The sequence below is a fragment of the Halomonas sp. DP3Y7-2 genome, from assembly GCF_019800795.1.
GTDB lineage: Bacteria > Pseudomonadota > Gammaproteobacteria > Pseudomonadales > Halomonadaceae > Halomonas > Halomonas litopenaei_A.
In genome coordinates, this window is the sequence record NZ_JAHVKJ010000010.1 from 109,116 (window position 1) to 129,437 (window position 20,322).

General features: G+C 60.1%; 17 protein-coding genes. 11 read left to right on the plus strand and 6 right to left on the minus strand.

All coding sequences use genetic code 11. From position 1 onward, the window contains the following. Window positions 1-339 precede the first annotated feature (339 nt). Window positions 340-702 carry a hypothetical protein gene (locus KUV45_RS12870; RefSeq protein WP_206939861.1) on the plus strand — a complete coding sequence of 121 codons (363 nt, stop codon included), beginning with the start codon at window positions 340-342 and terminating at the stop codon, window positions 700-702. After that, complete coding sequence (locus tag KUV45_RS20325) at window positions 699-827, plus strand: hypothetical protein (protein ID WP_261315947.1); 129 nt, start codon at window positions 699-701, stop codon at window positions 825-827. The genes KUV45_RS12870 and KUV45_RS20325 overlap by 4 nt, the downstream gene beginning before the upstream one ends. Window positions 828-1,111: 284 nt before the next feature. Here KUV45_RS20325 and uraD read toward each other — a convergent pair whose 3' ends face one another. Continuing rightward, a complete protein-coding gene (gene uraD, locus KUV45_RS12875; RefSeq protein ID WP_222161718.1) occupies window positions 1,112-1,630 on the minus strand; it encodes a 2-oxo-4-hydroxy-4-carboxy-5-ureidoimidazoline decarboxylase in 519 nt (172 codons plus the stop codon). Between the two features lie 291 nt (window positions 1,631-1,921). Here uraD and uraH point away from each other — a divergent pair, with 291 nt between their 5' ends. The 3 genes from uraH (at window position 1,922) to KUV45_RS12890 (ending at window position 4,564) form a co-directional block, all read left to right on the plus strand. Then, on the plus strand, window positions 1,922-2,275 hold the full coding sequence (uraH, locus tag KUV45_RS12880; RefSeq protein WP_222162089.1) for a hydroxyisourate hydrolase: 354 nt from the start codon (window positions 1,922-1,924) through the stop codon (window positions 2,273-2,275). Window positions 2,276-2,487: 212 nt separating this feature from the next. Beyond that, window positions 2,488-3,726 (plus strand): urate hydroxylase PuuD, encoded by a 1,239-nt coding sequence (locus tag KUV45_RS12885; protein ID WP_222161719.1) that lies wholly within the window; start codon window positions 2,488-2,490, stop codon window positions 3,724-3,726. A 103-nt stretch (window positions 3,727-3,829) separates the two neighbouring features. Then, window positions 3,830-4,564: a GntR family transcriptional regulator gene (locus KUV45_RS12890; RefSeq protein ID WP_206939854.1), complete on the plus strand. Its 735-nt coding sequence runs from the start codon at window positions 3,830-3,832 to the stop codon at window positions 4,562-4,564. Window positions 4,565-4,756: 192 nt separating this feature from the next. On the opposite strand, the gene KUV45_RS12895 is transcribed toward KUV45_RS12890, so the two are convergent. From KUV45_RS12895 to KUV45_RS12910, 4 genes are all read right to left on the minus strand, one after another. Further along, window positions 4,757-6,364 (minus strand): inorganic phosphate transporter, encoded by a 1,608-nt coding sequence (locus KUV45_RS12895; RefSeq protein WP_222161720.1) that lies wholly within the window; start codon window positions 6,362-6,364, stop codon window positions 4,757-4,759. Between the two features lie 253 nt (window positions 6,365-6,617). After that, window positions 6,618-8,072, minus strand: a complete 1,455-nt coding sequence (locus KUV45_RS12900) for an NCS1 family nucleobase:cation symporter-1 (protein WP_206939850.1) — start codon at window positions 8,070-8,072, stop codon at window positions 6,618-6,620. A gap of 104 nt (window positions 8,073-8,176) precedes the next feature. Then, entirely contained in the window at window positions 8,177-9,538 is a 1,362-nt protein-coding gene (locus tag KUV45_RS12905; protein WP_206939848.1) for an NCS1 family transporter, read from the minus strand. Window positions 9,539-9,629: 91 nt separating this feature from the next. Then, window positions 9,630-10,382, minus strand: coding sequence for an aspartate/glutamate racemase family protein (locus KUV45_RS12910; RefSeq protein WP_222161721.1), 753 nt, complete (start codon window positions 10,380-10,382; stop codon window positions 9,630-9,632). Between the two features lie 728 nt (window positions 10,383-11,110). Here KUV45_RS12910 and puuE point away from each other — a divergent pair. From puuE to KUV45_RS12925, 3 genes are all read left to right on the plus strand, one after another. Beyond that, window positions 11,111-12,052, plus strand: coding sequence for an allantoinase PuuE (puuE, locus tag KUV45_RS12915; RefSeq protein WP_206939844.1), 942 nt, complete (start codon window positions 11,111-11,113; stop codon window positions 12,050-12,052). Window positions 12,053-12,114: 62 nt separating this feature from the next. Next, window positions 12,115-12,603 (plus strand): ureidoglycolate lyase, encoded by a 489-nt coding sequence (locus KUV45_RS12920; protein ID WP_206939842.1) that lies wholly within the window; start codon window positions 12,115-12,117, stop codon window positions 12,601-12,603. Between the two features lie 13 nt (window positions 12,604-12,616). Continuing rightward, window positions 12,617-13,459 (plus strand): bifunctional allantoicase/(S)-ureidoglycine aminohydrolase, encoded by an 843-nt coding sequence (locus KUV45_RS12925; RefSeq protein WP_206939840.1) that lies wholly within the window; start codon window positions 12,617-12,619, stop codon window positions 13,457-13,459. A 49-nt stretch (window positions 13,460-13,508) separates the two neighbouring features. Here the strand turns inward: KUV45_RS12925 and KUV45_RS12930 are convergent, their stop codons facing one another. Then, window positions 13,509-15,566 carry an EAL domain-containing protein gene (locus tag KUV45_RS12930; RefSeq protein ID WP_222161722.1) on the minus strand — a complete coding sequence of 686 codons (2,058 nt, stop codon included), beginning with the start codon at window positions 15,564-15,566 and terminating at the stop codon, window positions 13,509-13,511. Window positions 15,567-16,089: 523 nt separating this feature from the next. Here KUV45_RS12930 and gcl point away from each other — a divergent pair. From gcl to KUV45_RS12945, 3 genes are all read left to right on the plus strand, one after another. Beyond that, entirely contained in the window at window positions 16,090-17,865 is a 1,776-nt protein-coding gene (gene gcl / locus KUV45_RS12935) for a glyoxylate carboligase (RefSeq protein WP_222161723.1), read from the plus strand. 105 nt (window positions 17,866-17,970) lie between these two features. Further along, on the plus strand, window positions 17,971-18,762 hold the full coding sequence (gene hyi / locus KUV45_RS12940; RefSeq protein WP_222161724.1) for a hydroxypyruvate isomerase: 792 nt from the start codon (window positions 17,971-17,973) through the stop codon (window positions 18,760-18,762). A gap of 60 nt (window positions 18,763-18,822) precedes the next feature. Further along, on the plus strand, window positions 18,823-19,746 hold the full coding sequence (locus KUV45_RS12945) for a 2-hydroxy-3-oxopropionate reductase (RefSeq protein WP_308126718.1): 924 nt from the start codon (window positions 18,823-18,825) through the stop codon (window positions 19,744-19,746). Window positions 19,747-20,322 lie beyond the last annotated feature (576 nt).

Genomic DNA, 20,322 nt, shown 5'->3' on the forward strand with positions numbered 1-20,322 from the left:
ATACGAGCCGCCAGCCCTCGGATAACGGATTGTCACCGGTGCGTCACTTTCCTCTTGCTATGGTCAGATGAGGCTGGCACTCGATGTGATGGTGAGTGCCGCTGCCATAGCTGACCGCCTCGGCCCCGAAGGGGGCGGATCCCGCGTATATGTCTTATATGATGTTGCGGCGCAGCATGGGGCGTTCTAGTCTTCATGTGGCGAGACTAAATTATGCTCGTTTGAAGACGCGATATATTACAGGCAGCACTTGTCTGGCTGGGCAGACGCAAGCGTGAGTCATGAGTCGCCCTGACCGATGTTCTGGCGTGCTGGCTGACTTCCTAGGGAGACACCGAAATGAGCAACAACAAGGCCATGCCGTCCATCGACAAGATGATTCCCTCCATGGACACGCTATTCACCCCCTGGCGCGAAAGCAGCCTGCTGACACTGGAGTATTCACAGAAAATGCTCGATGTACGCTTCAAGGCCATCGACTCGGCGGTCAAGGCTGGCATCGCTCAGGCGCGTACCTGGTGCGAGGTCAGCGATGCTGAGAGTCTTCGCAATGCCAGTCAGGCACAGCAGGAAACGCTGTCAGCCATTGGTGAGACCTTGAGAGTGGAAGGCGAAGAGCTGTTTACGCTGAGCAAGGAATATCAGGAAAAGTGCCAGACGGTCGCCCGCCAGGCTCTGGATGTACCCAAGGACGAGTCTTGAATAGTCGTGACAAGGCATCGGATACCGCCAGCTGCGCAGCGCTGATCGCCCCATCGGATCCGATCAAGCCCGGAGCGCTGATCAGAATGAGCGGCGTGAAGATGGCCTGGTCGGCAATGCGCTGACGACGCAGTCGCCTCCCGAGACAGCGTGCTGCTGCTTGGCAGAGCCACAGGACGACAGACGGCCCGTCGTAAGGACGACGGGCCGTTTTCTGTCTGGCTTCCCTGGCTTCAGACAGAGCGAATCTGCCCAGCTATGTTGCGGGCTATGTTGCGGGCTATGTTGCGGGCTATGTTGCGGGCTATTTTTCCGGGCCGAGCCATGCGCTGAGCGCAGGCCTGAATCGCAGGTCTTAATCAATAGAGGGCCGTATCGCCAGGCGGTGCCGGTACGGCCGCTTTTACGCCTATTGAGCTCGTGCCTCCAGCCGAAAGCGAGCGATACGGTTGATTTGAATGACGGCCTCGTGGCGCTCCTGCTCGGCGCTGTTGTCCAGTCGCTGCTCAAAGGCTGCCAGGATGGTATGACGATTGCCGCCCTTGACCGCCATGATGAAGGGAAAGCCAAAGCGTGCCTTGTAGGCATCATTGAGTCGGGTAAATCGGGCGAGTTCTTCTGGGGTGCACTGGTCCAGGCCTGCTCCCGCTTGTTCGCGGGTGGAATCGTCTGTCAGCTCGCCCGCGGCGGCAGCCTTGCCCGCCAGGTCGGGGTGAGCGCGAATGACCTGCAATTGTTCCTCGGGTGATGCCTCCAGCAGCACCTCGCCCATGAGGTGGGCTAGCTGCGCCGGGTCATCGTGCTCGGTGGCGAGCCCCCGAGCAAAGGCGCGTTCCGCCACCCAAGGTGAGTGCTCGAAGACGTCTCCGTAAGTATCGACAAAACGCTGTTGGTCCATCTGGCTGGGACGTTCGCTGAGGGTGGGCATTCGCTGGCTCCTGTGATCTGAGGATAGCGGGGTGGTTCGTCGGCTCGGCTACCGGTGATGGGCGGCTGAAGACGAGGCGGCGATCTCGCTGCGACTTCGCTCTTTCAAACTGTATACAAAAAATTGTTTGAAATGTACTCTACATTCGATCAATGATGTTTACCATGATATCGGTCTCTTCGTCTTGCCGGTTGACGTCCTGGCCTGCGCTTGCTTGATCGGTGCGGCCAACGTGACTGACCACCTGATGACGGTTTACCTAAAGACTGACCACCATAAGTGAGGATCATGATGGGACGCCTGACGACGCATGTACTGGACACAGCGCTTGGCCGCCCTGGCCAAGGAATTCGTATCGAGCTCTTCCGCCTTGAAGGAGACCGTCGCGTACATTTGGGCGATGTGATCACCAACGACGACGGACGTTGTGATCATCCGATTCTAGAGGGCAGTGACCTCATCGAAGGGGAATACGAGCTGGTATTCCACGCAGGCGACTATCTGCGCGCTCAAGGCATCGAGGCTCGCGAGCCTCGTTTCCTCGATCGTATTCCGTTGCGTTTCGGGATTGCCGATGCCGCTGAGCACTACCACGTACCGTTGCTGCTCTCGCCCTACAGCTACTCCACCTATCGGGGCAGCTGAGAACGCACTGCAGACATGCTCGCCGGGGCGAATGGCTGCGTTGCGCGCCGCTTGAACACCTCATTGGAATAGAGGCTTCGGGGACCGAGCTGCTGGCGCCGAGCGCATTGTTTTGCTCGGTTGATGTATGCAGCGCTTCGCCCAGGGGCCGCGACGTGTCTGCACTCGGGCAGCCCTCTGCTTTCCAATAATAAACAGCCGGGATTAGGACTATGTCATCTTATCTGTTGGACGTGAGCAACTTCATGCTGCGCTGGCTCCATGTCATTGCCGCCGTTGCCTGGATCGGTGAGTCCATCTATTTCGTCATGCTCGACAACTCGTTGAAGACCCCCAAGGCGGAGGAAGATCGCAGCAAGGGCGTGTTTGGCGAGATGTGGGCCGTCCACGGTGGCGGTTTCTACCACAACCAGAAGTATGCGACTGCTCCGGCGAAATTGCCGGATGATCTCCACTGGTCGTTCTGGAAGGCGTACACGACGTGGCTGTCAGGCTTTGCCCTGTTTGTCATTTTGTATATGGCGAATCCCGGCTTCTATCTGGTCAACCCCAACAGCCCATGGCAGTGGGCGGCCAACATGACGGGGTGGCAGGCCAATATCGTGGCATTGCTGTTCCTGCTGGGTGGCTGGGTGGTCTACAACGAGATGTGCAAGCGTGTCAGCCCCAATATGGAGCGGGATGGTCTCTTGAGTGTGGGGGTGGCCGTCATGATGGTGGTCGTGGCCTACCTTAGCGTGCATATCTTTGCGGGGCGCGCGGCATTTCTGCTGACCGGTGCCGTCATGGCGACGGCCATGTCTGCCAACGTCTTCTTCTGGATCATCCCTGGCCAGCGCCGCATGGTCAAAGCGATGAAGGCCGGTGAGGCACCGAACCCGCTTGACGGCAAGCGCGGCAAGCAGCGCTCGGTCCACAACACTTACTTTACGTTGCCGGTGGTGCTGTTGATGATCAGCAACCACTATTCCTTTGCCTACAGCAACGACTGGGCCTGGGTAATCATGGCTCTGCTGATCTTTGGCGGGGCATTGATTCGTCAGTATTTTGTGTTGATGCATAGTGGTCAGCACAAGCCTGGCTATCCGATCATTGGCGTGGCGCTGATCCTGCTGGCCTTCGCAGTGGGAAGTCCGTGGCTGGCAAGTGGTTCGGTGGTCTCCTCTTCCTCCTCTGACAGCTCAGTGGTGGCGTCAAGCGACGGAGGGGCGACGCCTCTGGCACGAGTGCATGCGGTCATGGAGGAGCGCTGCGTCAGTTGTCACGCGGCCCAACCTTCTCATCCCGGGTTCTCTGCTCCTCCCTTGGGTGTCGCGCTGGACACTGAGGCTCAGACCCAACAACACAAGGCACAGATTCAACAAGTGGTCGCCAGTGGCTACATGCCACTCGGGAATCTGACGCAAATGACCGACGACGAACGTACCTTGATCGCCAACTGGGGAGAGTGACACCGTGCGGGGGCAAGCGTGGAGAGCAAGCGGGTGGTGATGGTTCTTGTTGATGGCGTATGTCGTATACAATAACGACATACTGACTCTGAGGGCTATGCTGATGAATCAGCGCGTAAAAGCGTCGCCATCTGCCACGTCGTCGCCGCGCCAGGGCAAGAACGGTGATGGCGCCGAGCGACATGAAGCGATTCATCGGTCCATCAGTGATGCCATCATCGAGCACCGGCTGAAGCCGGGAGCCCGCCTGCGCGAGGATGCCCTGTCGGACGTGTTCGGTGTCAGCCGAACCGGCATCCGCAAGATCCTCCAACGTCTTGCGCTGGAGGAGCTGGTGACCCTGACGCCACGTCGCGGCGCCAGCGTGACGCGTCCTACCGCTGACGAGGCCAAGGACGTGTTCGATGCGCGCCAGATGGTGGAGTGCGGGCTGATGCCCGACATTGCGAGAAGGATTACCAGCGCTGATATCGACACGCTGCGTGAGATGGCGCGACGTGAACGCGATGCACTGCGCACTGGGCAGCAAAGCGTGGCCATCAGGCTGTCGGCGGATTTTCATACCTATCTGGCCAGGCTGTCCGGCAATCGGACACTGGCCGACTTCGTTGAGCGTCTGTGTTCTCGCAGCTCCCTGATTCTGGCGGTGTACGGTAACACCGGTCACCTGGGCTGTGAGTCCCATGACCATCAGGACCTCATCAATTTCCTGGCCGAGGGCAAGGCTGAGCGCGCCGCAGCATTTATGGGTCGGCACCTGAAAGCCATCGAAGCGTCCCTGTCCATCGTCGAAGAAGAGAACGAAGCACCCAACCTGTTCGAGATCTTTTCCCGCTGACACCGCCAAGCGACGCCCCAACATAGCTCCACAACACCCCAAAAAGCCCCGAATCATCAGCAGATGGTTCGGGGCTTTTCGTTGGTAGTGCGGGATCGACCTCTGTAGAGCGCCAACGCATCGCCTCGCGCTGGGCCTGCAACCTATTGTGTCCTGCAGCCTATCGTGGCCCGCTGGGAAAGGCCGACAGGTTTAGCCGAACAGGGTACGCAGCGTCACGAAGGCGATGGCGCTGATCAGGCCTGCTGCCGGTAGCGTGATGACCCAGGCCAGGCCGATGGGTTTCATCAGCTGCCAGTTGGTCTGATGGTTGACCAGGCCAATGCCCAGCACCGCGCCGATCAGGATGTGTGTACTGGACACCGGCAGGCCCATGATGGAAGCCAGCATCACGACGCCTGCCGCCGCCAGCTCTGCCGCAAACCCGGATGCCGGATGCATGGCGGTCAGATTGTGTCCGACGGTCTGGATCACCTCCTTGCCGATAAACCAGAGACCGACGATAAGGGCGATCCCGAAGGTGATCATGGCGATCGGAGGGATGGTCGCTTCGGCGCCAATGGCGCCAGTACGCAGTACGTCAAGGATGGCGGCGAAGGGGCCGATGGCATTGGCGATATCGTTGGAGCCATGGCTAAAGGCAAACCCCGCCGCGGTAAAGACCTGCATCCAGCTGAACATCAGGAAGGTCGAGCGGGACAGCGAGGTGCCCTTGAGCGTCTTGGCAAAGATAAACGTGGCCATCCATACCACGGCACCGATCATGCCCATGATCAGGTAGTTATTAAGCGTCGTCAGTCCCAGGTCGAGATGCTTGAAGCCCTTGAACAGCAGCATGGCCGAGATGATCATGGCTCCGCCGGCGGCGACCAGGGGCACCCAGTTCTGCAGGGCACGATGGGCATCGATATCCTCGCGCTGGCGCTCGATCCGCTTGAGCTCCTTGAAGTAGTCTGACTCGAATTCGGCACGCTCATCATCCTGGTAGTCCTGGTCATGGTAGACCTGAACGTCCCGGGTCATGGCATGGGTATAGGAAATCTTCTGGATCTCTGACAGGCGCTCGAAGGCCTCCTTATGGCGACGATCATTCTCGTATTTCTCGCGCTTGATCGCCTTCAGACGCTGCTCCGCCTCATCGTTATAGTTGAGGATGTGTTTCCTGATCATGCTGAACAGCGCATATGACATCAGTCCCCCCAGCACCGGTGACAGCACCCAGGAGATAGCGATCTGCCAGATCTTGCCCCACTGCACCAGGCCAAGGCTGTCGACCCCTGGGGTCATGGTTCCGAGCACGATGGACGAGCCCACAATGGCACCGATGATCGAATGGGTGGTGGAGACCGGATAGCCTTTCTTGCTGGCAAACAGTAGCCACAGGGCGGCGGCTACCAGTGCCGACATCATGATGAAGACGAAGTCCATCGGCGCGACCGTCATGCCCGACAGATCGACGATGCCCTTGCGGATCGTATCGGTGACCTCTCCGCCTGCGATGACCGCACCGCTGACCTCGAACACCGCCGCCACCAGCAAGGCCTGCTTGATCGACAAGGTTCCTGCGCCGACGCTGGTGCCGAAGGAATTGGCCACATCATTGCCGCCGATATTGAAGGCCATGAACACCCCGAACAGGGTGGCCAGGGTGAATACCAGCGGAAAGTGGCCCTGGGTGTAGCCGAAGCCCCAGAACAGAAAGTAGCCGACGGTAGCGAAGAGAAGTACCGCAAAGGCCAGGCTCAGCCCTGATGGGCGAAGCACCATAGGAACCGATAGCGAGGGGGAAGGGGTGGTCATTGTGCATCCTCTGAGGTGGGCATGCCTTGCTCGTGGGACGGCAGGGCGTGAGGATGACAATGGGCAGAGGCGATGACAGCGAGATGTCATCTTGGCTGCGTTGTGTGCTTTGTCGTGCAGGCTGGGGAAGGGGTTGGTCGTGCGGGTAGAGATAGTAGGCAAGAGCTTACGTCTTTGGGGAGGAGGAAGTACGTGCACAGCAGGCCCTCCCCGGGCCAGGCCGGGAAGGGCATGGTGTCATCGTCTTGGTCGCCTAGTGAGCCGGTTGCGGGACCCGGTACTGGTGCATCAGGGCAAAATACAGCACGCCCCCGAGGGCGGCGCCCATCATCCAGCCAAAACCTGCAAGTCCTTGCAGGGCAGGAACGATCACCGTCGCCAGAGAAAACACCGCGGCCAAGGCGAAGGCGGCCACGGCCCGCAGGTTCCAACCGTTGGTGTAGGTATAGGCATCGCCCTGCTTGGCGGAAAACAGTGCCTGCACATCGAGCTTGCCGCCTTTGATCAGATAGAAGTCGACAACGATGATGCCGTAGAAGGGCGCGACGATGGCGCCTAGCGCGTTGACGAAGCCCGGCACGCCAATTTGGCTGATGACCGAGACCCACAGTGCGCCGACAAAAAAGGCGACGCAGGCAGTGATCAGGCCGCCGACCTTGAAGCTGATATGCCGCGGGAATAGGTTCGCCAGGTCATAGGCAGGGGGGATGAAATTGGCCACCAGGTTGATGCCGACGGTAGCGGCGAAAAACGTGACGGCGGCCAGCAGCGTCAGGGGCAAGGCATCGACACGATCGACGATATCGGTGGGGTTGGTCAGCGCCTCGCCGAACAGTACCAGGGTGCCGGCGGTGATGATCAGCGCGATGAAGGAAAAGAAGGCCACGTTCAAGGGCAGGCCCAGCAGGTTGCCCAGCTTCATCTGGCGCTCGCTTTGTACGAAGCGGGTGAAATCCCCGAAGTTGATCACGACGGCGGCAAAGTAGGCGACCATGGTCCCGACCACGGCAGCAAAGGCAGATAGGCCTCCGCTATCCTCGCCGCTGGTCGAGAAGATGCTCCCGACGGCAGGCAGCAGCTCGCTGCCGGCTTGCCACCAGACAATCAGCATCAGCACGACCATGACCACGTAGACCAGCGGGCCTGCCCAGTTCAGGAAGTGCTTGATGCGCTCGATGCCGGACCAGAAGATGGCGATCTGGAACAGCCACACCAGCACAAACGACAGCCAGGCGACGGGTGACAGGCCAAGCACGCCTTCCCCTCCATCCGTGCCGATAAGGGCGGTAATCATCAGCGTGACGGCGGTGGAGGCAAAGTAGGTCTGCACGCCATACCAGAAAATACCGACGATGGCGCGCAGCAGAGCCGGCAGGTTGGAACCTCTAACCCCGAGGCTGGCGCGGACCATGACCGGGAAGGGGATGCCGTAGCGAACGCTCGGGGCACCGGTCAGGTTGACCAGAAACATCACGATCAAGCCGGCCAGCATGATCGCTGCCATCACCGCCCAGCCGCTGAGGTTGTAGGACAGAAACAACGAGGCTGCCAGGGTGTAGCCAAACAGGCTTTGAATATCGTTGGACCAGACATTGAAGATTTCGAAGGCTCCCCAGCTGCGCCGTGAGTGGGGGAGCGGGGCCAGGTCGTGGTTGTAGAGGCTCGGGTCGACCCTCGTGGTATCGAGGGTCAGGTCGGAATCGGCCATGGGGATCACTCTTGTTGTTGGATAGCGTCAGGCGGATGTCATGATGCGTTGCTGTCAGCCGGAAAAGGCAAGGCGAGGTCAGTCACCTCGCCGTTGCAGTACGCTTACTGGTTGAAGCGCTGGCAACCTTGCCAGTAGCGCATCAACAGCAGATAGGTGAGGCCCGCGGGAATCAGACTGGCGTACCAGGAAATGGTGGAGAAGCTGAAGGCCGCCACGACGCCTACGGCGGTGGCAATGAAGGCCGCCAGATTGACGCCACGGTAGGGGCCATTCGGATCGTAGAGCTTGTCCAGGTCCAGGGTGCGCCGGCGAATCAGGTAGTAGTCCACCACCAGTACGGCAAAGATGGGGCCGAGAAAGGCGGAATAGGTCTGTACGAACACCTGCAGGCCAGCAGCTGACTCATCCTTGACCAACTCCCAGGGGAAGGTGGCGAACGCCAATAGACCAACGACGACCGAGGCCTTGCGGTAACTCAGCTTGAAGGTGTCCATCAGCACGTAGGTTGGCGGTACCACATTGTTGAGGACATTGGTGGTCACCTGAGCGAAGGCGATGAACAGCAGGGTGGTCATCAGCAGAGGGGTGTTGTCGACGGCGTTGGCAAACACGCGTATCGGATCGGCCACGCCGGTCGCCTCGGACACCATGAAGCCAATCAGGCCCATGAACAGCGTGCAGGGCAGTATCGACATGGCGTAGAGGGTCGTCAGCAGGCCGGGACCCGAGCCTTCGACGTGCTCTCGTGAGTAATCGCTGACGTTGAGCATCATGGTCGAGTAGATGCCCAGAAACAGCATGGTAGCCCCCCAGAAGGGCAGGCCCCATGAGCCCTCCATGGTGACCAGATTGGCCGACAGCGTGTCACCGTACCGGGCCACGGTGCTGTAGAACATGTACACCAGCGACGCCAGGATGAAGGCGCTGCCCACGTTCTCAAGCCACTTGATGCCCTGAAAGCCCAGCACCGAAAGGCCGATCTGCACAAACTGGAAAGCGATGAAGAACACGATCAGGTTGTCATAGCCGAACAGGGTGGCAGACACCAGATTCAGTGCGCCGGCCCCAATCCAGCTCTGGAAGCCGTACCAGACAATCGCCGGAACGGCTCGCACCAAGCCGGGTAAGCGGGTGCCCTGAAAGCCGAAGGCGCTGCGCGCCTGGACCATGAAGGGAATGCCGTACTTGTATCCAGCGGCACCGTTCAGGGCAAGGGCGATACCGATGATAAAGCAGCCGATGGCAATCGCTACCGTGGCCTGGATCAGGTTGAGCGTGCCGACGACACTGGACCCCATGGTAAAGGTACCAATGGAGACACAGCCCCCGAACCAGGCCAGCAGGTAGGAGGTGCGCCCCATGATGCGAGTTTTCTGAGGCGCAAGAGACTCATCGCCGAGGCTTTTGGTGGCGGCCGGGGCGATGCCTTGGGGGGCGTCCGGCCGAGAGGTGGAAGTGGTCATCGAGGACCTCGCTTATTGTGGATTATTATTGACCGCAGGCAGGGCCCGGAGCGGTAAGGGCCTGGCGGGAAGCAGGTGGCTGGTGCCTATGCTATTCCTGAGTAAATGTGAGGTGTGACAGGTGCTGATAGTGGCCGACGAAGGGCTTGGGCCGGGGGAACGCCAGGTCACCGGTCTTGCTGGTAGCAAGTCCCAGCCCGACCAATGCCTCGGCCAGCTTGACCGCTGACGTCACCCCCTCAACCACCGGCAGGCCGACCTCTCGGCTGATGGTGTCGGTCAGATCTGCCATGCCGCCGCAGCCGAGAACGATGGCGCCGATGCCATCCTCCTGCTTGGCGCGGCGCCCTTCTTCGATAATCTTGGCAAGGGCGCGATCGCCGTCCTGTTCAAGATCCAGCACCGGGATATCGGCCGCACGGACACGCCGACACTGGTGGCGGAAGCCGTACTGGTCCAGCAGGTGTTCGGCGATGATCACCGTGCGTGGCAGGGTGGTGACCACCGAGAAGCGAGTGCTGATCAGGCTTGCCATATGAAAGGCCGCTTCTGCGATGCCGATGACTGGTGCCCGAGTCGCTTCGCGAGCGGCCAGCAGCCCAGGATCACCGAAGCACGCCACCACGTAGGCATCGACCTGGGTCTCACGATCCATTCTCAGGACCTCTTCGACAACCCCGACAGCGCTGATGGCCTCGTCAAAGTGACCTTCAATGGAGACAGGCCCACTGGCGGGCTGCGAGGCAGTCACGCGAGTCGCGGGGCCGGCGATGTCCGTTGCGGCGAGACGGATGGTCTCTGTCATCGCATCAGTCGTATTGGGGTTGATCAGGTGTACGTGCATGCTCGCTACCTTCTTGAACGAATCGATATCTCTTTGTACACAAAATAGTGCTACATCGAATACGTATCAAGTCGAAAGATGCCAGGTAATGCTTGGTTTTAAATTGCTTTAAAAAACAATGGTTAAGAGATTTTTTATGGTGCAGTCACCGATTGCTTCCCGTCGTTTCAGCATATTGACGACGATCTTTGTTAGCATGTGAGGACGATGCCGTTAGCAAGGTGTATACAATTGATGGCGCCGCCTGGTCGAGGGCCGCTGGGCGCAGCGTTCACACGGGGCGGCAATCTCAGGTCGCGTCGGCTGGCCCGTCGGTTCAAGCACTTAGGACAATGCCTGAGAGCGGTGCTGGAGGGCGGCTTGAAGTATGGGTCTGAAGACCGGGATGGAAGACCCGACTGGAGCCGCGTAGTTGAGGAAGAGCGAGTCCGATCTTCGACGATAGAGTGGTTGCTCGTGGCTTGAGTACAGTCTATCTTTCTTTTGTATACATAATGAGGCGCGGCCGAGAGTGCCGGGCGGCAGTGCGCCATATCGGTGACATGACGCCCCTGTGTGTTAAGCGCTAGGTCTATGCGTCAGGTCTGCGCGCCAGGTCGAAACACTGTGTCGAAGCGCTGTGCGCCTTGCGCCTTGCGCCTTGCGCCTTGCCCCAGGCCCTATGTCCGCTGGACCGATCAGTCCGAGCAAGCGCTGGATGCGCCCACTGGCTTTCAGGAGAAGACATCATGACAACAACCGCCTATCCCAGGGATCTTGTCGGCTATGGCCGCACGCCGCCCCATGCCAACTGGCCAGGCAGGGCGAAGATTGCCGTTCAGTTTGTGCTCAATTACGAAGAGGGTGGGGAGAACTGCGTATTGCACGGTGATGCGGGATCCGAGCAGTTCCTGTCTGAGATCATTGGTGCCGACAGCTACCCAGACCGTCACTTGAGCATGGAGTCGATCTACGAATATGGCTCCCGGGCAGGCGTGTGGCGGGTTCTGAGAGAGTTCGAGCGCCGCGGCATGCCGCTGACGGTGTTCGGGGTCGCCATGGCGCTTGAGCGTCACCCTGAGCTGGCGTTGGCCTTCAAGGAACTGGGCCATGAGATTGCCTGTCACGGCTATCGCTGGATTCATTATCAGCAGGTGTCCGAGAAGGTGGAGCGGGAACATATGCGCAAGGCCATCGAGATCTTCGAGCGGCTTTACGGCGAACGCCCGCTAGGCTGGTACACCGGGCGTGATAGCCCCAACACTCGTCGCTTGGTGCTGGACGAAGGTGGCTTTCTGTACGACAGCGACTATTACGGTGATGATCTGCCTTTCTGGACCTGTGAAGCGGACAGCCAGGGCCAGCAGCACCCCCATCTCGTGGTGCCCTATACTCTGGACAGCAATGATATGCGCTTTGCGGCGCCGCAAGGCTTCAACACCGCTGACCACTTTTTCACCTACCTGCGTGACGCCTTTGATGTCCTCTATGCCGAGGGTGATGAGTCACCCAAGATGCTGTCGGTCGGTCTGCACTGCCGCTTGATCGGTCGCCCCGGGCGGTTCCGCGCGTTGCAGCGCTTCCTTGACCATATCGAGGCGCATGATCGGGTGTGGGTGACGCGCCGAGTGGACATCGCACGCCACTGGGCTGAGCATTTTCCGGCGCCTTCCCCCGCGCCGATTGGCTGAAGACGTCGGATAGCGTCATGCTGCACGGGCGTTGAAGCCCGCCACGAGACCCAGGAATTCCCATGCTAGAACTGATTGCGCGGCCGCTGACGGCCGAGGCCTTTGCCCCCTTTGGCGATGTCATCGACGCACGCACGTCATCGTCTTTTCCGATCAATGCCGGGCGCACCCAGCGTCATCATGACCTGGTCGCGATCGAGACGCTGGGTGATAACGCCCGGCCAATGATCAGCCTGTTCGTCAGCCAGCCGATCGAGCTGCCGCTGACGCTGAGCTTTCTCGAGCGTCATCCGCTGGGCAGCCAGGCCTTCATGCCGCTGCACGAAGAGCGTTTCATCATTGTCGTTGCTCCCCCAGGGGATGCCATTGAAGCTGACCAGGTGCGCGCGTTCGTGACCGACGGTCGCCAGGGTGTGAACTATCGTGCAGGTACCTGGCATGCCATCCAGTCGGTGCTGGACCGGGAAGGGGAGTTTCTGGTCGTGGATCGCGGCGGGGACGGCGACAACTGTGACGAGTTCCCCCTCGACCTGCGCGTGACACTGGACTGACAAGGAAACCAAGATGAGTGACTCTCGTCCCACACGACACTACTACGCGCCTCATGGCGGCCATCCCGGGCAGAAGGTCATGACCACTGACCGAGCGATGTTTACCGAGGCCTTTGCGGTCATCCCCAAGGGGGTGTATCGCGATATCGTGACCAGCAAGCTGCCGCACTGGAACAACACTCGCCTGTGGGTGCTCTCTCGCCCCCTGTCTGGCTTTGCTGAGACGTTTTCCCAGTACATCATGGAGGTCGGGCCAGGCGGGGGCAGTGAGCGCCCCGAGTCCAATCCCCAGGCCGAAGGCGTGCTGTTCGTGGTGGAAGGCCAGCTTGAATTGACCCTCGCTGGCCAGCGGCACGTGATGACGCCTGGAGGCTATGCGTTTATCCCCCCCGGTAGTGATTGGCAGCTGCACAACTCCAGCACGGAAGCCGTGCGGTTTCACTGGATTCGCAAGGCCTATGAGGCGGTTGATGGTATCGATCTGCCGGAGCCGATCGTGACCAACGAGAACGACATCGCGCCGACGGTCATGCCTGACTGCAACGAGGTCTGGGCGACCACGCGCTTCGTTGATCCCGAGGACATGCGCCACGATATGCACGTGACGGTGGTGACCTTCCAGCCCGGAGGCGTGATCCCCTTCGATGAGACCCACGTCATGGAACACGGTCTCTACGTGCTGGAGGGTAAGGCGGTCTACCATCTCAATCAGCAGTGGGTCGAAGTGGAAGCCGGTGACTACATGTGGCTGAGGGCGTTCTGCCCACAGGCCTGTTATGCCGGTGGGCCTGGCCCCTTCCGCTACCTGCTGTACAAGGACGTCAATCGCCACATGAAGCTGCCTGTGCTGTCCTGAGGCCTGGTCCACGGATCTTCGTCGTCGGGTCTTGGTGTTGCCGCGAAGGCTAGCTTGTCGGACCTTCGCGGTGATGCTCCTCCCGCAGTAATGCCTCCATGGCGGCGGCTTCCATCGGTCGGTACAGCAGAAACCCCTGCACCAGCGGGACACCTAATGTCGCCAGAAAGGCCTGCTTGCGCTGATCGTCCACGCCTTCGCAGATGACCTGGAGGCGGAGGGTCTGGCACAGCTGGTAAATGGACGCCACGATGCTGGCCTGGCGCGGATGATGGATGTGCTCGATCAGGGTCTTGTCCAGTTTGACGAAATCGACCGTCAGTTGACTCAGATAGTTGAACGATGAGTAACCGCTGCCGAAGTCGTCCAGGGCGAACTGCACGTCCATGGATTGAAACAGGTGGATATCGGACAGTGTCTGGGGCAGGTCCGTCAGTAGCGACTGCTCCGTGATTTCGATACCCAGAGCATTGACGGGGACCTCGTTGAGCGCCGTATAGAAGCAGCGCCGGACGTTGTCGCTGGTAAAGAACAGCGGCGTCACATTGATGAACAGCCGCTTGTTGACCCCTTGTTCGTGCCATCGCAGCGCATGCTGGCAGGCTTCGCGAATCACCCAGCACTCTATGCCCTCCATCACGCCGGGATGATGGCGTAGCACGTCGAGAAACAGCGGGGCGTGGAGTCTTCCCTGGGCATCACGGTAACGCAATAGCGCCTCGACATGACGGATGCGGGACGTTGAGGCGTCAACGACAGGTTGAAAGACCAGCTCCAGTTCTCCCTCGCTCAGCCACTTCAAGGTGCGGTCGGCCTGCTTGACGCGGCTCCAACGGCTGACATTTTCTTCCATCAGCACGATATCCAGCGCGTCGTCGCCGAAGGCAGAGTCACTGGCCTTGCGCGAGGGAAAGACGGGATAGTCATCCTGACTTGAGTGCTCTCGATACACGTAGCGTCGCCATGCCACCGTATAGATGGCGACGCCACAGCCGATGCAGGTCAGTTGCAAGAGAATGGACGGCAGGTACAAGCCATCGAAGGCCAGGTAGCTGGAGATCAGGTAAGGCACCGCCCAGTGGACGCTATTGGGGTGTGGCTCCACCCAGCCTGCTGCCATGGCGGTGTAAGCGATGACGGCATTGACGGTGGGCACGGCGATGAACGCCCACGCCATGCGCAGGTTGAACACTAGGGGGATGCCGAACACCAGCGTCTCGCTGATGTTGAACAGGGTCAGCGGCGCCGATATTCGCGCCAGCGCCTTGTACTCCCGGCGTGAACTGACCACCAGCATGACCAGCATGAGGCAGAACACCGAGCCTGCCCCGCCCGGGGTGGCGTACAAGGTGAAGAACTCTGGAGACGGCAGGCCGAGCAGCGCGCTCTTGTGATGCAGGTACTCATAGACGCCGAGCATGGTGGCATAGCCATGGATCGCAAACAGCGATAGCACCTGCAGGAACATCACGAACAGGATGACCTCGACCCCATAGGGAATGCGGTCGACGAGTGCAGCATGAATGCCAGGGGCGAAGCGGTCGGAGAGGGTGACGAAGGCAAGGCGTAGAAGGATCGCCAGTAGTACGCACAGCACACCTGGCAACACATAGCGCAGGTTGAAGGTGATCAGTTGACTCATGACGACCTTGCCTGCGCTCGAGTCACTGCCGTCCCGGCCAAATAGCTTGAACATGACGTGCGTCAACAGCAGGGTCGGATAGATGGCGATGGTCGCGCCCAGACTGCGGCTTTGTGGACCGGCCTCGGTACCCAGTTGGTCCCAACCGCAAAGGATCCAGAACACCGGCAGGGAGACCAGCATGACGGCTGGGGCGCGTACCCGATGATGACTGTTGAGCGACCAGCTCAGGGACAGCAGGATGACCTCGGGAAACAGCTCTCCCAGATAGCGCGCCAGATGGCTGATGTAATAGGCCATCCCGGAATCGATACCGGCAAAATGGAAGAGGTTGGCCGCGACGGTCAGCGCGGCCATGACAATCACATAAGGCAGTATCGACAGGTAGGCATTGCGAATCGCCAGCAGCGTCCGGTGGGCTGCCAGGCTGGAAAAACGCTCATCAAGGTCGCGGAGGTCGGGCATCGTCCGGGCAACTGCCTCCGTGGGTCATGCCGCGATGCATTGGCCCAGACCGCCAGCGACGGTGAGCAGCGCGTCTGGTCTGGACCGCAGCGGCGTGATGGCTCGGGCAGGCCAGCGTCTGTCCCAGAGGGTCCCTGATGTTCCGTCAGCGGCCGGAGTAGCCTGCATAGTTTCTGTCAGTATAGCGACGTCAGCTCTACACATATGTGCCGTTGCGAGCAGGCTCCGGTTGCAATTGCACACTGCTCTATGCGTTCTGTGTTCTCCCTCTTCTCCCTCTTCTCCTTCTTCTCCCTCCCTCCGCGAGGGTCATGTAGGCCGTGATGACGTGATGTTTCTGTCCCGGCTCGCCACTCCCTCTACGGTTTTGTGCGTTCCTGAAAGGTTTTTGGAAAATAATTCCAAATACATTTGCAGCGATGGTGTCGGCCTGCTAAACATAATGGAAAGAAATTCCAAAAAAATAGAATTGTCCTTTATTGCGTCGCAACAATGTATACAATTTGATGCCTGGAGGTGTTCCATGACTCGCATGACCGCTGCGGATGCTGCTGTTCACGTATTGCTCAAGGAAGGAATCGACGTCGCTTTTGGTCTTCCTGGTGCGGCCATCAACCCGTTTTACGCCGCGATGCGGCGGGTGGGCGGCATCGATCATGTGCTGGCACGGCATGTGGAAGGTGCCTCGCATATGGCAGAGGGCTACACGCGGGCCCAGCCAGGCAATATCGGCGTCTGCATCGGCACGTCGGGCCCTGCGGGCACGGACATGATCACCGGGCTGTATTCGGCGTCTGCCGACTCGATCCCCATTCTTTGCATCACGGGTCAGGCACCTGTCGCCAAGCTGCATAAAGAGGATTTTCAGGCGGTAGATATCCAGGCCATTGCCGGTCCCGTCACCAAGTGGGCTGTCACGGTTCGGGAGGCGGCCCAGGTACCGCGGGCGTTCCAGCAGGCATTCCAGTTGATGCGTTCGTCACGCCCAGGGCCGGTCCTGATCGATCTGCCGATCGATGTGCAGCTCACCGAGATCGAATTTGATCCTGACACCTATGAACCCCTGCCGGCCTACAAGCCGAGGGCCAGTCGTGTCCAGTGTGAAAAGGCGCTGGAGATGCTCAATGCTGCCGAGCGCCCCCTGTTGGTGGCCGGGGGAGGTGTCATCAATGCTGATGCCGCGAGCGAGCTGCAGACCTTGGCCGAATTGCTGGGTATTCCGGTCATTCCGACCCTGATGGGGTGGGGAGTGCTGCCAGACGATCATCCCTTGATGGCGGGCATGGTGGGGCTGCAAACCTCCCACCGTTATGGCAATGCGACCCTGCTCGAGTCGGACTTTGTCATGGGGGTCGGCAATCGCTGGGCCAACCGGCATACCGGTAATCTCGAGACCTATACCGAGGGACGAACCTTCGTCCATATCGACATCGAGCCCACTCAGATTGGCCGTATCTTTGGCCCTGACTACGGCATCGTGTCCGACGCCAAGGCGGCCCTCGTGACCATGATCGAGATTGCCCGGGACTGGGCCAAGGAAGGCCGCCTGAAGGAGCGCAGCAGCTGGGTGGCGGCTTGTCAGCAGCGCAAGCAGACCATGCTGCGAAAGACCCATTTCGATGATGTGCCAGTCAAGCCCCAGCGGGTCTACGAGGAAATGAACAAGGTGTTCGGCCGTGACACGCGGTACGTCACTACCATCGGACTGTCGCAGATTGCTGGCGCCCAATTCTTGCACGTCTACAAGCCTCGTCACTGGATCAACTGCGGTCAGGCAGGTCCGTTGGGCTGGACGATTCCAGCAGCCTTGGGCGTATGCCGGGCAGATCCTGACGCCGAGGTGGTCGCGCTGTCTGGTGACTATGACTTCCAGTTCATGATCGAGGAGTTGGCAGTAGGTGCCCAGTTCCACCTGCCCTATGTGCATGTTCTGGTGAACAACGCCTATCTCGGATTGATTCGCCAGGCTCAGCGCGGCTTTGACATGGACTACTGCGTCCAGCTGTCGTTCGAGAACATCAACTGCGAAGAGATCAACGGCTACGGCGTCGACCACGTGACCGTGGTGGAAGGGCTGGGCTGCAAGGCGCTGCGGGTCACCACGCCTGACGAGATCGGGCCAGCCCTGGAGCGCGCCCGCCAACTGGCCCGAGAGCACCGCGTGCCGGTCGTTGTCGAGATCATCCTTGAGCGCGTCACGAATATCGCGATGGGCACAGATATTGCCGGCATCAATGAGTTCGAAGCCTTGGCCGAGAACCTCGAGGATGCGCCAAGCTCGATCGCTGCCTTGACGTGACACGCCTTCACTTGACCGGAAACCACGTGTCGACGCCGCGTCACGCCAGTTGTTGGCTGGGCGCGGGTCACAAAAGAACATCTTGACGTCCAAGAGGAGCACCACATGGCCAAGTTTGCCGCCAACCTGAGCATGCTGTTTACCGAGTTGCCTTTCCTCGATCGATTTGAGGCAGCCGCGAAGGCGGGTTTTCAAGGGGTCGAGTACCTCTTCCCCTATGACTACTCCGCCGCAGAGATCAAGCAGCGACTGCAGGCCCATGGCCTGGTGCAGGTGCTGCATAACCTACCAGCCGGCGACTGGGAGGCGGGGGAGCGCGGGATTGCCTGTCATCCGGAGCGCATCGAGGAGTTTCGCGCGGGCGTCGACACCGCGATTGAGTACGCGACGGCCCTGGGCTGCCGCCAGGTCAACTGCCTGGCGGGCATCGTGCCAGAGGGCGTCAGTCAGGCGCAGGCACAGCGGACCCTGGTCGACAATCTGCGTTATGCCGCGGGCAGGCTCGAGACAGCCGGCATTCTGCTGCTGGCCGAGCCTATCAATACTCGCGATATTCCAGGCTTCTTCCTGCATCACACGGAGCAGGCGCTGGCGCTGTTCGACGAAGTCGCCAGCGACAACCTGAAGCTGCAGTACGACATCTACCACATGCAAATCATGGAAGGGGACCTGGCACCGACCATGGAGCGTCACCTGTCGCGTATTGCTCACGTGCAGCTGGCGGACAATCCGGGGCGCCACGAGCCGGGCACAGGAGAAATCCACTATCCCTTCCTGTTCCAGCACCTTGATCACATCGGCTATCGCGGCTGGATCGGATGCGAGTACAAGCCAGCCACTACGACCCAGGAGGGGCTTGGCTGGCTCGATAGCGTCAGAGCGATTGCCACCAAGTAGGGCGTCGCGTCAGTCAGCACAGCATTGCGACATGCAGCATCGACGTTGCCGGATGTCGCGATCGCCACAGAGTTACAAGGCACCACGAGGAGCATAACAATGAGCAAGATCGGTTTTATCGGGTTGGGGATCATGGGACGCCCCATGGCAGGGCACCTGCTGGACGCGGGACACGAACTGACCACGGTCAAGCGGGGTACGCTTGCTGCCGCCTTGGCCGAGAAGGGCATGCAGGAGCTCGACAGTCCTGACGCCGTGGCCCAGGTCAGTGACGTCATCATCACCATGGTGCCCGATACCCCGGACGTCGAGGAGGTGCTGTTCGGGGAGCAGGGCGTGGTACACGGGCTCAAGCCAGGCACGCTGGTCATCGACATGAGTTCGATTGCCCCTCTGGCTACCCAGGAATTTGCCCGCAGGATTCATGAGGCCGGCGGCGAGTACGTCGATGCCCCGGTGTCCGGGGGCGAGGGAGGTGCCATCAATGCCGCCCTGACCATCATGGTGGGGGCGACCCAGGAAGGCTTCGAGAGAGCCCTGCCGCTACTTGAGATTATGGGCAAGACCATTACGCGGATTGGCGGCCACGGGGCTGGGCAGACCTGCAAGGTCGCCAACCAGATCGTGGTGGCACTGACGATCGAGGCGGTGTCCGAAGGGCTGTTGTTCGCTTCCAAGGCAGGTGCCGACGTCAGCAAGGTGCGGGAAGCACTGCTGGGCGGATTGGCGCAATCGAAGATTCTCGACGTGCATGGGCAGCGGATGATCGACCGGACATTTGACCCCGGTTTCCGCATCCGCTTGCATCAGAAAGATCTGAACCTGGCCTTGGAAGGAGCCAGAGGCCTCAACCTGGCCCTGCCAGGAACCGCCAATGCCGCCCAGCTGTTTCAATCCTGTGCTGCGCTGGGCGGATCGGAGTGGGACCATGCTGGCATCGTGCGTGCCCTGGAGGCATTGGCGAGTCACGACATTGGCCAATAGCGTCAGCCGAGGCCGTGGTATCACGGCTGACGCTTGGAAATGACAGGGGCGTGACTGCTCCCTGCCAAGCAGGTGATGGCGTTGTCGATACGTCCTGGGGCAGCGCCACGCTGACTCAAGACGTTGCCGGGGAAGCACCTGGACATCTCTACAGCATCCATGGGCCTCCTGGAGAGTTCTACCGCATTCCTGGCAAGTCGTGCACCGCTATTGCCTGCTGGGTCGCGTCTGCGACCCTTGCTCGCCGACGGGGTCCCCCTCCATTGTGTGCCTGTCGGTGGGCCTTTTTGGTGCTGCAGAGTGCCTATTCAGAGGGGCTTGCCGGCTCGCTTCACTCCAGGCAGCCTGAGGATGCCAGAGCTGAACGTGTGAGGCCTGGCGATATAGAGGAGCCACCGAGGCCTGGCTGTATAGAGGAGCCACCGATGCCTGGCTATACAGAGGAGCCACCGATGCCTGGCTGTATAGAATCGCCCTACAGAAGAGCCCCAGGTGAATGGCTGGGCCCCCTTCGTGATTTGAGACTCTCGCGCAGAGCTAGTTAGACTGTCGTGAACACGCCTTCTGACAGGGCAT

What these genes read in the sequence shown, in the direction of transcription:
- KUV45_RS12870 (WP_206939861.1), top strand. Translation starts at nt 340, where the DNA reads ATGAGCAACAACAAGGCCATGCCGTCCATCGACAAGATGATTCCCTCC.
- uraD (WP_222161718.1), bottom strand. Translation starts at nt 1,630, where the DNA reads ATGCCCACCCTCAGCGAACGTCCCAGCCAGATGGACCAACAGCGTTTT.
- uraH (WP_222162089.1), top strand. Translation starts at nt 1,922, where the DNA reads ATGGGACGCCTGACGACGCATGTACTGGACACAGCGCTTGGCCGCCCT.
- KUV45_RS12885 (WP_222161719.1), top strand. Translation starts at nt 2,488, where the DNA reads ATGTCATCTTATCTGTTGGACGTGAGCAACTTCATGCTGCGCTGGCTC.
- KUV45_RS12890 (WP_206939854.1), top strand. Translation starts at nt 3,830, where the DNA reads ATGAATCAGCGCGTAAAAGCGTCGCCATCTGCCACGTCGTCGCCGCGC.
- KUV45_RS12895 (WP_222161720.1), bottom strand. Translation starts at nt 6,364, where the DNA reads ATGACCACCCCTTCCCCCTCGCTATCGGTTCCTATGGTGCTTCGCCCA.
- KUV45_RS12900 (WP_206939850.1), bottom strand. Translation starts at nt 8,072, where the DNA reads ATGGCCGATTCCGACCTGACCCTCGATACCACGAGGGTCGACCCGAGC.
- KUV45_RS12905 (WP_206939848.1), bottom strand. Translation starts at nt 9,538, where the DNA reads ATGACCACTTCCACCTCTCGGCCGGACGCCCCCCAAGGCATCGCCCCG.
- KUV45_RS12910 (WP_222161721.1), bottom strand. Translation starts at nt 10,382, where the DNA reads ATGCACGTACACCTGATCAACCCCAATACGACTGATGCGATGACAGAG.
- puuE (WP_206939844.1), top strand. Translation starts at nt 11,111, where the DNA reads ATGACAACAACCGCCTATCCCAGGGATCTTGTCGGCTATGGCCGCACG.
- KUV45_RS12920 (WP_206939842.1), top strand. Translation starts at nt 12,115, where the DNA reads ATGCTAGAACTGATTGCGCGGCCGCTGACGGCCGAGGCCTTTGCCCCC.
- KUV45_RS12925 (WP_206939840.1), top strand. Translation starts at nt 12,617, where the DNA reads ATGAGTGACTCTCGTCCCACACGACACTACTACGCGCCTCATGGCGGC.
- KUV45_RS12930 (WP_222161722.1), bottom strand. Translation starts at nt 15,566, where the DNA reads ATGCCCGACCTCCGCGACCTTGATGAGCGTTTTTCCAGCCTGGCAGCC.
- gcl (WP_222161723.1), top strand. Translation starts at nt 16,090, where the DNA reads ATGACTCGCATGACCGCTGCGGATGCTGCTGTTCACGTATTGCTCAAG.
- hyi (WP_222161724.1), top strand. Translation starts at nt 17,971, where the DNA reads ATGGCCAAGTTTGCCGCCAACCTGAGCATGCTGTTTACCGAGTTGCCT.